The organism is Scandinavium sp. (assembly GCF_036271055.1).
In the GTDB taxonomy this organism is placed as follows: Bacteria; Pseudomonadota; Gammaproteobacteria; order Enterobacterales; family Enterobacteriaceae; genus Scandinavium.
In genome coordinates, this window is record NZ_DATBBJ010000043.1 from 16,542 (window position 1) to 30,244 (window position 13,703).

13 protein-coding genes are annotated in these 13,703 nt (G+C 51.9%); 4 read left to right on the forward strand and 9 right to left on the reverse strand.

From position 1 onward, the window contains the following. Window positions 1–351, reverse strand: a complete 351-nt coding sequence (flhD, locus tag VH187_RS06255; protein ID WP_329700624.1) for a flagellar transcriptional regulator FlhD — start codon at window positions 349–351, stop codon at window positions 1–3. Window positions 352–1,145: 794 nt separating this feature from the next. Between flhD and uspC the strand changes: the two genes are divergently transcribed. Next, a complete protein-coding gene (uspC, locus tag VH187_RS06260) occupies window positions 1,146–1,574 on the forward strand; it encodes a universal stress protein UspC (RefSeq protein ID WP_329700625.1) in 429 nt (142 codons plus the stop codon). Between the two features lie 40 nt (window positions 1,575–1,614). Here the strand turns inward: uspC and otsA are convergent, their stop codons facing one another. From otsA to VH187_RS06290, 6 genes are all read right to left on the reverse strand, one after another. Next, window positions 1,615–3,039: an alpha,alpha-trehalose-phosphate synthase gene (gene otsA / locus VH187_RS06265; protein WP_329700626.1), complete on the reverse strand. Its 1,425-nt coding sequence runs from the start codon at window positions 3,037–3,039 to the stop codon at window positions 1,615–1,617. After that, window positions 3,014–3,805, reverse strand: coding sequence for a trehalose-phosphatase (otsB, locus tag VH187_RS06270; RefSeq protein WP_329700627.1), 792 nt, complete (start codon window positions 3,803–3,805; stop codon window positions 3,014–3,016). Before otsB ends, otsA begins: the two co-directional genes overlap by 26 nt. A 161-nt stretch (window positions 3,806–3,966) precedes the next feature. Then, window positions 3,967–4,947, reverse strand: coding sequence for an L-arabinose ABC transporter permease AraH (gene araH, locus VH187_RS06275; protein ID WP_329700628.1), 981 nt, complete (start codon window positions 4,945–4,947; stop codon window positions 3,967–3,969). Between the two features lie 22 nt (window positions 4,948–4,969). Then, window positions 4,970–6,484 (reverse strand): L-arabinose ABC transporter ATP-binding protein AraG, encoded by a 1,515-nt coding sequence (araG, locus tag VH187_RS06280; protein WP_329700629.1) that lies wholly within the window; start codon window positions 6,482–6,484, stop codon window positions 4,970–4,972. Window positions 6,485–6,543: 59 nt separating this feature from the next. Further along, on the reverse strand, window positions 6,544–7,524 hold the full coding sequence (locus VH187_RS06285) for an arabinose ABC transporter substrate-binding protein (RefSeq protein ID WP_329700630.1): 981 nt from the start codon (window positions 7,522–7,524) through the stop codon (window positions 6,544–6,546). Between the two features lie 284 nt (window positions 7,525–7,808). Next, window positions 7,809–8,366 carry a DJ-1/PfpI family protein gene (locus tag VH187_RS06290; RefSeq protein WP_329700631.1) on the reverse strand — a complete coding sequence of 186 codons (558 nt, stop codon included), beginning with the start codon at window positions 8,364–8,366 and terminating at the stop codon, window positions 7,809–7,811. Window positions 8,367–8,836: 470 nt separating this feature from the next. Here VH187_RS06290 and VH187_RS06295 point away from each other — a divergent pair, with 470 nt between their 5' ends. Together VH187_RS06295 and VH187_RS06300 are read left to right on the forward strand one after the other, a co-directional pair. After that, complete coding sequence (locus VH187_RS06295) at window positions 8,837–9,340, forward strand: non-heme ferritin-like protein (protein WP_329700694.1); 504 nt, start codon at window positions 8,837–8,839, stop codon at window positions 9,338–9,340. Window positions 9,341–9,506: 166 nt separating this feature from the next. After that, a complete protein-coding gene (locus tag VH187_RS06300) occupies window positions 9,507–10,850 on the forward strand; it encodes an anaerobic C4-dicarboxylate transporter (RefSeq protein WP_329700632.1) in 1,344 nt (447 codons plus the stop codon). Window positions 10,851–10,902: 52 nt separating this feature from the next. On the opposite strand, the gene VH187_RS06305 is transcribed toward VH187_RS06300, so the two are convergent. Then, the gene (locus VH187_RS06305; protein ID WP_329700633.1) at window positions 10,903–11,157 is read right to left on the reverse strand and encodes a DUF2766 family protein; all 255 of its coding nucleotides are present in this window, start codon (window positions 11,155–11,157) and stop codon (window positions 10,903–10,905) included. A gap of 186 nt (window positions 11,158–11,343) precedes the next feature. On the opposite strand from VH187_RS06305, the gene VH187_RS06310 reads away from it, so the two are divergent. Further along, window positions 11,344–12,765, forward strand: a complete 1,422-nt coding sequence (locus tag VH187_RS06310; protein WP_329700634.1) for an MFS transporter — start codon at window positions 11,344–11,346, stop codon at window positions 12,763–12,765. Window positions 12,766–12,801: 36 nt separating this feature from the next. Here the strand turns inward: VH187_RS06310 and VH187_RS06315 are convergent, their stop codons facing one another. Continuing rightward, window positions 12,802–13,440: an RpiB/LacA/LacB family sugar-phosphate isomerase gene (locus VH187_RS06315; protein ID WP_110509649.1), complete on the reverse strand. Its 639-nt coding sequence runs from the start codon at window positions 13,438–13,440 to the stop codon at window positions 12,802–12,804. Between the last annotated feature and the right edge of the window lie 263 nt (window positions 13,441–13,703).

The window sequence follows — 13,703 nt, forward strand, 5'->3', positions numbered from 1 at the left end:
TTAGGCCCTTTTCTTCCTTGCAGAACCATCTGCGAGGCTAGCTTCCTTCAGTAAGCGTGTAGAGAGCAAAATCCCGGTATGAATTTGTTGAAGATCGTCAACGCGCGACTCTTGTGTGAGTCGAGTGATGGTTTGATGGCTGTCAAAACGGAAATGACAAACCAACTGGTTGGTCTCCGCTAATTTAACCATCTGTGGAAGTGTCAGATCGCCTAACGTTGTCGCCATCTCTTCGTTGATACCGAGACGGAACATGGCAGAGGCTTTATCCTGACTAATCAAACGCTGTGCAAGTAATAAATAAGACAAATTAATGTCATAGATATGCTTTAGCAACTCGGATGTATGCATTTTTCCCATCCCGAATAACCAACCATTATTTTATGCGGCAAGGCCGCACCCCGTGATGTCGCCGGGTAAAATACCCGGTAAAAAAAAGAAACGGCCAAAATGCATAGTTGTCTTAGGCTTACATCCCTGCGAATTGTAAGGTCACCTTCTTCGAAACCAGGCTAACCCTACAATTTAAAAAATTCTTACAATTGACTAAGATTTTTCCTAATTCGACGCAACTCTACTCGTCAGTTCTGACACATACAACGTGGCCTTTCATTAAATTTGAAAATTATGTGATACGAGTCACATAAAGTGGGTGAATCATAACACCAAATCCATCAGTTACAATTGTCATTTGTATAAATAGCATCCAAAATAGGATCTTTTATATTCTGTACACCCGAATAATTCTGAATAACACATTCAGTTGCTCTCTTTTTGGACAAACCAAATTGCCTACACCTTTGCTTAACAATGCATCGATCCCTGATTTGCATCACTTTTTTTCTTACCCTTGTAAAACAGTGAGTTACTTGTTGATTTATTTACGATAATTTCACAATGAAATAATTAGAATTATGTTAGTTTTGTTGTGTAATAAGTTACAAAACTATTATTTCTTTTTTAAATTTTAGATAAGTGCGTAAAAATTCACTCAACCATGCTGTCAAGCGGTATTCTTTACATAAGAATAATTGATGAATATTAGAAGAGCCTCACAATTCAGCCGCCTGCCCCCTCTTGCAGCAGTGACCGAAACAGGGTAATAGGAATAAAGAGGCGTTTTCCCTCACCGTTAAGGAGTCACAATGACATACTCACATCTGTTAGTGGCTGTCGCACCGACACCGGAAAGTCATAAACTGATTGCAAAAGCAGTCTCAATTGCCCGCCCCGTTAATGCCCGTATCAGCCTGATAACCTCATCGACGGACCCGGAGATGTATAACCAGTTTGCCGCCCCGATGCTCGAGAATCTGCGTGAATTAATGCAGGAAGAAACGCGGCAATTTCTCGATGAGCTGTCAGCCCGCGCTGATTACCCGATAGCCAACACCACTATCGCCTGTGGTGAGTTAAGCGAGCACATTAAGGACTTTTGCATGAAACAGCAGGTGGATTTGGTCATTTGCGGTAACCACAATAAAAGTTTTTTTGCGCGCGCGACCTGTAGCGCCAAAACGGTGGTTGGGAATAGCGGCGTCGATGTGCTGCTGGTTTCGCTGGAAGACGAATAAAAAACTGCCCGGCACAATAAAGCCGGGCACGTTTCCTTAATTACGCAAGCTTCGGAAATGCCGCGACTTTATTCTGCAAACTGCTTTCTGCCGTCCTCGGCGTTATCTGCTTTAGATCGTGAATGAATCGCTCCTGCCAGTGGTAGATATCATTTTTCTTGATAACCTCCAGCATCTCCGCATGGCGTGAGATCCTTTCCGTTAGCGGCATGATGAGCGCTCGATTGAGCGCGGTCGCGACTTCATCACGATCGTAAGGATTCACGATCAGCGCCGAGGTTAACTCGTTCGCCGCCCCTGCAAATTGCGACAACACCAGCACGCCCGGGTTCTCGGGATCTTGTGCTGCAACGTACTCTTTAGCCACCAGGTTCATCCCGTCGCGGAGTGGCGTCACCAGCCCGACGTCCGAATACCGGAAGACCTTCATTAATAACTTTCTGTCGAAGTGCTGATTGAGGTAAAAGAGCGGCGTCCAGCCCAATTGACCGTACTGCCCGTTAATGCGTCCGGCGGCATTTTCCAGTTGATGACGAATATCCTGATAAGCCTGCACGTCACCGCGCGAGGTTGGCGCAATTTGGGTATAACGAATTTTGCCGTGGTGCTGCGGATATTTTTCCAGCAGCGCCTCGTAGGCCTGAAAACGTTCCGGTAGCCCTTTGGAGTAATCCAGACGCTCGACCGAAAAGATATTCTGCACGCTTTTAAGCTCAGCTTTGAGCTGCGCCAGTTTGGGTGGCAGCGGCCCCTGAGCCTGACTGGCAATCTCTTTCGGGTCGATACCTATCGGATACACTTCGGTGCGGAACGTATGCCCCCACGCACTGTGCGTCTTGCTGCCACGACTGGTCAGGCGCGTCTGGCTGGAGACGCAGTCCAGAAACGCCAGACGGTCATTCTCGGTCTGGAAACCTAACAAATCGTAATCACACAACTGTTCGAGTAATTCCGCGTGCGTCGGCAGCGCGTTAAACACTTCAGGTGTGGGGAATGGAATGTGCAGGAAGAAGCCAATCCGGTTATCCACGCCACGTTTGCGCAGTTCGCTGGCAAAGGGTAGTAAATGATAGTCATGGACCCACAGCGTATCGTCTTGCTTGACCAACGGCAGCAGTTTGTCAGCCAGAATAGCGTTGACGCGCAGATAGCCTTCCCAGGCCTCACGCTGAAAGTTCACCAGGTCCAGACGGTAGTGGAAAGCGGGCCACAAAACGGCGTTGGAGAACTGGTTGTAATAAAGGTCGTGATCCTGTTCGTTGAGATTAAAGGATGCCCAGGTGATATCCCCCCGCGTGACTTTTTTCAGCGGCTGGTCTTCATTACCCGTTTCACCACTCCAGCCAAACCACAGTCCCCCTGCGACTTTAAGCGCCCCCAGTACTCCCACCGCGAGCCCTCCAGCACTGGATTTTTTATCATCCGGCGGGGCAATACGATTAGATACTACTATCAAGCGACTCATAGCCTTCTCTCCTGTCAGTTAGCGCGTGTTGTTGTGCGAGCTGGAGCAACCACTGATGGCTGTCCGCGACGCTTGCCAAACGCCATTGCGCATGCGTCTTCCCCTGCCCGACTTTCACCGAAATCCCGCCAGCCGCATTCACGGCTTCAAACCCGGCTTCATCGGTTAAATCATCGCCGACAAACACCGGCTGTCGACTCAGGAATGGCGCTTCCTGCATAAAGGCCTTAATCGCGGCCCCTTTATTAATGCCTATGGGTTTAATTTCCACCACACATTTACCCGGCTGCAAAGCCAGGCCATCAAAGCGGGAGACCGCTTCGCGTGCCAGCTGTTCAATCGCCTGCTGATGCTGCGGGGCCTGACGATAATGCAGCGCAAACGCCATCCCCTTATTTTCCACTTCGCAGCCTGTCAGCGCCGCCATGCTCTCGCTCAGCCATTGCGATAACTCAGCGGCAAGCGAAGTGGGCAGTGCAACAATGTGCGTTTGGCCTTTGATATCACGGCGTTCAGCCCCATGTACTCCCGCAAGCGGGAACTGATAAGGAGCCGCGAGCGCGTCAAGTTCAACCATTGAGCGCCCTGAAATCAATGCCAGTGCCCCCTGCTGCTTCTGCGCCAGTTGGTGCAGTGCTAAGCGGATAGGCTCGGGAATGATGACCTGATCGGGATGCAATTTGATGTCTGCCAGCGTGCCATCCAGGTCAAAGAAAAAGGCATAATTTCCGCTTAAAACCGGCGGAACGGTTAACGGGTCTGTCACCCTGTCTACCTCCTCACTTGCCCTGCTTAAGGGGCATTGTTAACTAAACGTTAGCAGTGTAAGTATAGACAGTGTGACCAGGCTCGCCATTTTCAAATGAAAACGCCAGAGGAATTACCCCTGGCGCGTGGTGAGTATTACACTTAAAAGTTGGAATGAAATCAGACTGTACGCTTCGCTTTTTGTTTGTAGCGGTCGAAAATCACCGCCGCCAGCAAAATCAAACCGCGCACCACATACTGCGAGAACGGCGAAATATTCAGCAGGTTCATGGCGTTTTCTACCGTACCTAAAATCAGTATCCCCGCCACCACATACGAAATCTTCCCGATACCGCCTTTGAGCGACACACCGCCGAGCACGCAGGCCGAGATAACAATCAGCTCATAGCCCATTGACGTCATCGGCTGTCCGCTGGTCATGCGCGAGGCGAGAATGATCCCCGCCGCTGCCGACACCAGCCCTGACAACACAAAGATAATGATTTTGGTGCGCACGACCGGGACACCGGCAAGACGCGCCGCTTCTTCGTTGCCGCCAATCGCCAGCGTATTACGGCCAAACGTGGTTTTATTCAGCAACAGGCCAAAGACAATCAGGCACGCCACCGTAAGCCAGATTGGCGCAGGCAAACCCAACCAGTTGGCGTAGCCGAGCGTGAAGAAACGTTCATCTTCAATGCCCACCGCTTTGCCGTCAGAAATGATATACGCCAGACCGCGTACGATTTGCATCGTCGCAAGTGTGGTGATCAGGGCATTAATTTTCAGACGGGCAATCACGAAGCCGTTGACCAGGCCACTCAGCGCGCCGAGCAGCAAACCGGCAAACACACCGAGCCACAGGCTTTCAGAGAGATTGATAACTACGGCTGTTGTCACGCCTGCGCAGGCAATCACCGACGCAACGGAAAGGTCGAAATCGCCGGAAGCCAAACAAAACAGCATCCCGCACGCCACCATTCCGGACATTGAAATGGCGAGTAACAGCCCCTTCATGTTGACGAAGCTGGCAAAATTCGGCACAAAAATCGCACAGGCGAGGAACAGCACGGCGAACACCACTAGCATGCCGTACTGATCCCAAATGCGCCCAGCGCTAAACGTATTCCGGCGTGGGCCGGAGGTGGTAACGGATGACATGATTAACTCCTTCGTCAGGCTATCAGGCAACGGCCTGAGTGGTTTTCGGCATTGCCAGGCTCAACGCCTGCTGTTCATTGGCGCTTTCATGCATCAGCTCGCCCGCAATCTCCCCTTCACGCATCACGATGATACGGTCGGCCACGCCGAGTACTTCCGGTAGATCGCTGGAAGCAAACAGCACTGCCACGCCAGACGCCGCCAGCGCATAAATCACGTTGTAGATTTCGTGTTTCGCGCCCACGTCGATACCGCGCGTCGGTTCGTCGAGCAAAATGACTTTCATCTCTTCTGACAGCCAGCGCCCAAGAATGGCTTTTTGCTGATTGCCGCCCGAGAGATTCATGATCAGCTGTTCTGCGCCCGGCGTTTTAATGTTCAGCGACTGAATATGGTGCGCTGCATTATTGGCTTCCCAGGTATTGTTGATAAGACAACCGGCGTGGATGTGTTTACGCCGCGCGCTGATATTGATGTTATCGCGCACCGAATGGACCGGAATGATCCCGTCCGCTTTACGGTCTTCCGGGCAGAGCATCATCCCCGCACGAATAGCATGTGCCGGGGTACGAATATCCACCCGCTCGCCATCGAGCATAACGTGCCCGTCGGTAATGCGCGTGCCGCCAAACAACCCCTTCATTAATTCACTGCGCCCGGCGCCAACCAAACCAAACAGGCCGACGATTTCGCCGCTTTTTACCGATAGGCTCACCGGCATGCGAACGCCCGGCGCTTTCACATTCTCAAGGCGCAGTCTTTCCACGCCATGTTCGCGCGGCTGCCAGCCATAAATATCACCGATTTCACGTCCAACCATCGCCTGCACTAACTGGTCGTTATTGACCTGCTGCATGTCGTCGAAGGTCCGAACATAGCGGCCATCTTTAAACACGGTGATCGCGTCGCTGAGGGCAAAAATCTCCTCCATGCGATGCGAGACATAAATGATGACGCGACCTTCATTACGTAATTCCCGAATAACCCGGAACAGGTTGTCGATTTCACGCGCCGAGAGCGAACTGGTCGGCTCATCGAAAGCGATGACTTTGGCGTTACGCGCCAGAGCTTTAGCAATCTCTACCATCTGCCACTGACCGATAGAGAGGTATTTCAGCGGGGTCTGTGGATCAATATCCAGCCCCAGATGTTGCAGCTGTAAACCCGCTTCATAATTAAGCAGTGAGCGATTAACGATCCCGCCTTTGTGCGGCATCTGCCCAAGATAAATGTTCTCTGCTACCGTCATTTCCGGCACCAGATGCAGTTCCTGATAGATAATGGCGACCCCGGCATTAAGCGCTGCGGGGGTATCCGCAAAACTGACCTCTTCACCGCGCAGCACCAGCGTGCCGCCGGTTGGCGCATAGTTACCGCTGAGGATTTTCAGCAGGGTAGACTTTCCGGCACCGTTTTCACCCATCAGCGCATGCACCTGCCCGGCATAGCAGTCGAAGCTGATGTCAGTCAGGGCTTTGACGCCGGGAAACGTTTTGCTGATGCCGCGAAATGAAAGGTAAGGTTGTGACTGTTGCATAAGCACTCCACATTCTTTTCTGCCCCCGGCGTGAGTACCGGGGGCGACTGCGTCAGGCCTTACAGCCCTTTCTTCGCCAGCTCTGCTTTAAAGTTGTCGCGAGTGATCAGCACCACGTCGGTAACCGCAGTAAATTTCGGCGGCTCGGCGTCTTTCTGCACCCAGTTGTAGAGCATTTCGCTGGTTTTATAGCCGTGAACGTCCGGGCTTGGCAGCAGTGAACCGTAGAAGCCGGTAGCCTGTCCTTTCGACAATTCGTTCACCGCATCCACACCGTTGATGCCAATCCCGATAACGTCAGGCGCTTTAAAGCCCTGGCCTTCGGTGGCACGCACGCCGCCGAGCACGGTGTTATCGTTCATGCCCAGAATCAGCCAATGTTTCACGTTCGGATGCTGAACCAGCAGGGAGTTACCCGCATCGAAGGCACCTGGAATATCGTTAGATTTGGTTGGCACTTTGTAGATTTGCGCTTCCGGGAATCCGGCTTTTTTCAGCGCGTCCATGGAACCGGTAGTGCGACGACGCGCAGTATCCAGTTCATCGGCGGTGATCGCCATTACGCCGGTCTCTTTCACATCCCAGCCGCGTTTTTGCATCTCTTTATACAGCTCGTCGCCCTGACGAGCGCCGATTTCACTCGCCGCCATCATCACCAATGGCACGGTGTCCATCGGTTTGCCTTTGGCATTGACGAACTGATCGTCGACGGTGATGACCTTCATGTCATAGCTGCGCGCTTTCGCCATGATGGCTGGCCCCAATTTCGGGTCAGGCGTACAGATGACAAAGCCTTTTGCGCCGTTAGCCGCCAGGCTATCAATGGCGTTCAGGGTTTTCTCGCCGTCCGGCACGGCAATTTTGATAACGTCGAAGCCTAAATCTTTCCCGGCCTTATCAGCGAATCGCCATTCGGTCTGGAACCACGGTTCTTCCGGCTGCTTGACCAGAAAACCGAGTTTCATCGTTTCAGCGACAGCTGATTGTGACATAACCGCTGCCAGACCGATGGCCGCCAGCGCTTTAGTGAATTTGTGCATGGTTAACTCCAGCTTTAATGTTCTTTTTCGTAGGGGAATTCGGAACAACACTTTTTAATCAACAGTAAAACAATGCATTAGCGGTTTCGCTTATAAGCGCATTGACACTGTCACATTAATAGCGGGAAATTAATTATCCATAGGAGAGCGCCATCACACCGCAGAATTACAGTAGTTGCGTGCATAAATTCAGCGAGAAATGACATAAATAAAGGGTGAATTGTCAGACAATTCACCCTGGGGTTAGCATAATAATCTATATCAGCAGTCAGCCAATCCTTATCTCACCAGCGATAATAAATATGCTCTGCGTGTTCACGAACCGGCGCTTCATCGCCAAGTAATCTTGCGGCAACGGTAAATGCGAAATCAAAGACGTGACCAAAGCCCTTGCCGCTGATCAAATTACCGTCTTCAACAACCGGTGCGTCGACATAATGTCCGTCTTTAACATCCTGCCAGAGTTCACCCGAGCACACATATTTGCGCCCTTTAAGCAGACCGTTACCGCCCAACACCCGTGCCGCCGCCGAGCAGATCGGACAGATAAGTTTGCCTGCGGCATCGTGTGTCGCGACAAAATCTATGACCTGCGGGTTTGCCGCTAAATTGACACTGCCTTCCGGCCCGCCCGGCAACACCACGGCATCAAATAACGTGCCGCTGCGCTCTGCGAGCGTACTGTCTGCGACCATCGGGATCCCGTGGTAGCTGGTGACACCCCGTGTCGTCGTACAAGAAAGCAGTTCAACCTGCAGATTGAGCCGACGCAAAATATCAATGGTGACGATGGCCTCACCTTCTTCAAACCCAGGCGCCAACAGCACCGCGACTTTCTTCATTTACTTCTCCTTGATATCAATTTTCGGTTCTATGCTTAATTCACACATCATGGTTAAAAGTGATCTGTCGCAATTCCTGAGACAAAAACGGCTAATAGTAATAAGTATAAATGACACAAAGGGTCTATTTATTTCATGTCCTCAGGATGGTGAATGCCAGACAGATCGCAGTTTTAGAAAATAATCCGGTACTATAATGATATTAGCTATCATGCTGTTAAATCAGGTTTTACTGGGGTATTCATCTGTCATGCCGAATTAATTACGGATTCATGTAACGATTGGTAAATAATATCACCCAGGAGTTTTCTTATAATAATGTGGAGCGTATTCTAAAAAAGGGTTTCATGCATTCAGTGTCGCATTACCCCTCCCTGAGTACTCACGCTGAGTTTTGTCGCGGCAGTGGTCACCCAACGTTTTTGCGCGGCGAAAGTCAGCAGGTATCACCTGGAAATAAGGATATTGCTATGACAGTTCCTGGAATGGTTCAAAAACTCAATGCGCAAATGAATCTCGAGTTTTGCGCCTCCAATTTTTATCTGCGCCTGAGCGAGTGGTGTTCCGACAATAAACTCACAGGAACAGCCGCCTTTCTGCGATCGCAGGCACAGTCCAACGTCACCCATATGATGCGCGTTTTTGATTTTATGAAGAAAGCGGGTGCCTATCCGGTGGTCAAAGAATCAAAATCGTGTGAAGAACACTGCGCAACGCTCGAAGAGTTATTTATTAAAACTCTGGAAGAACATCAGCAACGCACCCGCACCCTGTGCGCCCTCACTCGAGAAGCCAAAACGCTGCAAGACGATAGCACGCTGCGGTTTTTGAATACGCTGGAAAAAGAGCAGCAACAAGACGGCGTGCTGTTGCAGACTATCCTCGAGGAAGTGCGCAACGCCCATAAAGCGGGACTCTGTATGTATCAAACCGATCAGCACCTGCGTAATGTCGTTAACCACCAACTGCACTAACACGCTGTGGGCGGCCTCTGCGCTGCCCCAAACCTCACTCAATTGTTAATAAAATGTATATAACAGACTGTTTTTACTGCTGTTTGTAAATCCGATCTGTCTCCCAGTCAATATCACTACAAAATGTAATGCTTTATCTCTTCTTTATGGATGAGACAGGTGCGACATGATTACCCTTGAATTTGTTGTCATTATTTTATGCCTGCTGGCGGGGACCCGATTTGGTGGAATGGGTCTCGGGCTTATCAGTGGGATTGGCTTATTTATTCTGACGTTTGTGTTCGGGCTTGAACCCGGCAAACCGCCAGTAGACGTGATGCTGACTATCCTTGCGGTGATCGGCTGTGCGGCGACGCTGCAAACTGCGGGCGGGCTGAATGTGATGATGCAGTGCGCCGAAAAACTGCTGCGTAAACATCCACAACACATCACGCTGCTGGCCCCGTTCACCACATGGATGCTGACGTTTCTGTGCGGCACGGGGCATGTGGTCTACACCATGTTTCCGATCATCGCCGACATCGCACTGAAAAAAGGGATTCGTCCGGAGCGCCCGATGGCAGTAGCGTCAATTGCCTCGCAGATGGCGATCACCGCCTCGCCGGTTTCGGTCGCCGTGGTGTCGCTGGTGTCCATTCTCGGGGCGCAACACGGCATCGGTCACGCATGGAGCATTCTCGAAATTTTAGCGGTGTCCGTGCCAGCTTCGCTGTTTGGCGTGGCGATTGCTGCGCTGTGGAGTTTGCGGCGGGGAAAAGATCTGGCTGAGGACCCGGAATTTCAGGCCAAACTCAAAGATCCAAAACAGCGGGAATTTATCTACGGCAGCACGGAGACGCTGCTCAATCAGCGGTTTAATCGTGAGGCGTACTGGTCAACGTGGATCTTTTTTGCCGGCATTGTGGTGGTGGTTATGCTCGGCGCACTGCCGGAACTGCGCCCTGCTTTCGAGGTAAAAGGTAAACTCGCACCGTTGTCGATGAATCTGGTGATTCAGATGATGATGTTGATTGCCGGGGCCGTGATGCTGGTCGTCTGCAAAGTAAACGCCGCTGCCATTTCCAGCGGAGCGGTGTTTAAAGCCGGGATGGTGGCGATTTTCTCGGTGTTCGGCGTGGCATGGATGAGCGACACCTTTTTCCAGGCGCATCTGCCTGAACTCAAAATGGCGCTGGAAGGCGTGGTGAAGAGTCATCCGTGGACTTACGCGATTGTGCTGTTTTTGGTGTCGAAACTGGTGAACAGCCAGGCGGCTGCGCTGACCGCCGTTGCCCCAATGGGGTTGATGCTGGGAGTTGAACCCAAAATGCTGATTGCTTTCTTCCCGGCGGCCTACGGGTATTTCGTGTTACCTACATACCCGAGCGATTTGGCCTGCATTGGTTTTGACCGCTCCGGCACTACGCGCATCGGCAAATTCATCATCAACCACAGCTTTATTCTGCCGGGTCTGATCGCGGTGAGTTGCGCTTGTGTCGCAAGTTATCTGTTGGTTGAAGCGTTGTATTGAGAAACCCATTGCCCGGCGGCGCTCCGCTTGCGCGGGCCTGCCGGGCTTTTCATTAATGGGTACTGCTTTCCTGCGGCGTGAACTTGAGTTCAATCAGGGCTATGGCCTTCTGGATCGCGCGTTGGGTGACCGGGTCGGCCCCCGCAGGGCCTGCGCTGAAATCAATCGCACGCAGTTGGTTAGCCATTTTTTCACGGACTTCAACCGGGGCGATAACATCAATAACGTCGAGAATTTGTTTGATGACCAACTGGCAAGCGACAACATCGGAAACCAGTTCATCATTGGCGGTCAGGTTCTGGGACATGCTTTACTCCTCTTTTTCAGAGCGCCATAGTAACCCGATTTTTCGGGCCAGAAATCAAAAACCTGCTGAAGCCAACATTTTCTTGCGCTATGGTCATCTGAAATAACAATCCTGGGCATGCGCCCATCGTGACGCTGCGCGTGTAGGCGTACAGTGTGCGGTTCATTTCAAAATGGCAACGTTATCATGAGTGAAAATATCTCCGAAAAGGAGAGCCGGGGTTTGTCGCCCGCCGCCTTGTTGGTGGCAGGAGCTTTCTTTATGGAGTTTCTCGACGGCACGGTGATCGCCACCGCATTGCCGGATATGGCGAAAAGTTTTGGCGTGGAAGCTGTCGCCCTTAATATCGGCATCAGCGCCTATCTCATTACGCTTGCGGTGCTGATCCCCGCCAGCGGCTGGATTGCCGATCGCTTCGGCGCGCGTAAAGTCTTCACCCTCGCATTATTCATTTTCACGCTGGCCTCGGTATTTTGCGGACTGGCAACCAGCGTAGACAGCTTTGTCGCAATGCGCATTTTGCAGGGCGTGGGTGGCGCGTTGATGGTGCCGGTCGGGCGGTTAGCCGTTTTGCGTACTACGCCGAAGCACCAGTTGATTACCGCCATCGCTACCCTCACCTGGCCCGCGCTGGTCGCCCCCATTATCGGGCCGCCACTCGGCGGTTTCATTACCAGTTTTGCTAACTGGCGCTGGATATTCTTCATCAATGTTCCGCTCGGGTTGATAGCTATTGCGCTGGCACTGCGTATTATTCCGGACATTCGCGACGATGAACGCCGCCCGTTTGATCTGCCCGGTTTTCTCGCGACAGCCATCGCGATGGTAAGTCTGGTTTATGCGATGGAAGCTTTTGGGGCCGAACAGGGCAAAGGCTGGCTCCCTTTTGCGTTGCTGGCTGTGGGCGCGGCGACGTTCCTGTTTGCACTGCGTCATTTCAATCGAGTGGCCTGGCCGATGATCCGCCTGGATGCATTACAGGTGCCGACATTCAGAGTCACGATGTACGGCGGCTCTCTGTTTCGCGCGTCTATAAGCGCCGTGCCGTTTCTGCTGCCGCTGCTGTTTCAGGTGGGTTTTGGCATGGATCCGTTTCACGCCGGGTTACTGGTGCTGGCGGTCTTCGTCGGCAATTTGACGATTAAACCCGCCACTACGCCGCTCATCCGCTGGCTCGGTTTTCGCAAATTGTTGCTGGTGAACGGCGCGCTAAACGTGCTGGCACTGTTGGCATGCGCTTTCCTTACGCCGCAAACGCCGCTGTGGTTGACGCTGCTGATCCTGTATCTCGGCGGCGTGTTCCGTTCGGTGCAGTTTACCGGCGTGAGTACGCTGGCGTTCGCCGATGTCCCGCCACCACAAATGAGCTACGCGAATACGCTCTTCAGTACCGCGACACAATTAGCGGTCGGGCTTGGCATAACGCTGGGCGCGATTGGTATTCGTCTGGGAGAAAAACTCAGCGACTGGCTGCAACTCACCGCCGTTCCCGGCGTCAGTTTCCGACTGGCATTTGTGTTTATCGCGCTGATTTGTTTGATCGGAATGATTGATACATTCCAGTTGACGAGAGAGGCGGGAAGTTCGGTGTCGAAACGTAAGAAGTAGACTTCCGGCGGCGCAGTGCCGCCGGACATGAAAGCGTTACGCCAACACCTGGCGTACAAACGCTTCAATCTCTTTATCCTGGCAGTTCTCGAAGAAGCACTGCTGGAAGCGCTGGCCGGAAACAGCCGTTTTCACCAATTCCGGATCGATGGCGCGTAAAGTATCGAGATAATTTTCCTTCACCACAGCGGCTTTCACCTGGTTCAGAATGCCCGCGTTGCGAACCTGCGGCTCTTTACGCTCCGGCGGATAGCCTTCACCGTTGCGACCCGTAAACGCTTTTTCAAAGATGAAGCGCACGTTCAGCTCCGCGCCCCAGCCAAAGCCTTTGGCGAACGGCAGCGACAACGCATTCCCGTTGTTGATCTGCGCAAACAGGAAGGCATCTGCCGGGTCGATGCAATAACCGCAAACCACGCCCGGGTGGATATTCAGCGACATCAATGCGCCCTGCCCGGTGCCACAGCCGGTGACCACGAAATCAACCGCTTTGGCGTTAAGCAGAATGCTGGCCATGATCCCCAGATGGATATAAGTCAGGTGGTGATCCTGTTCATCGCTCATGCCGACGTTGTAGACCGGGAAGCCTTTTTCATCAGCGACACCTTTAAGCTCACGATGGATCACCGCATTTTTAGCGGCCTGGCTGTTTTCCATCATCAGTGCAATTTTCATTCTTTCTTCTCCTGAAATCCGCGCGGAACGCTCCGCAGTGAACAGACGTGATGGCTTAACCTTAACGCGCATCAAACACACATTCAAATTTAATGAAATATTGTTTCATTAATTACCGGCAACTTCACAGTTTTTTAGATTCATCGTCATAGTGCATGCTTATTCACAAAATCAATAAATCTCTATCCGGGATCCCGGCAGTTAGTTAGACTGAAAACAAACGACACTATAAAAATCAGGAACCTCCTTGTGCGCTCCTTGCT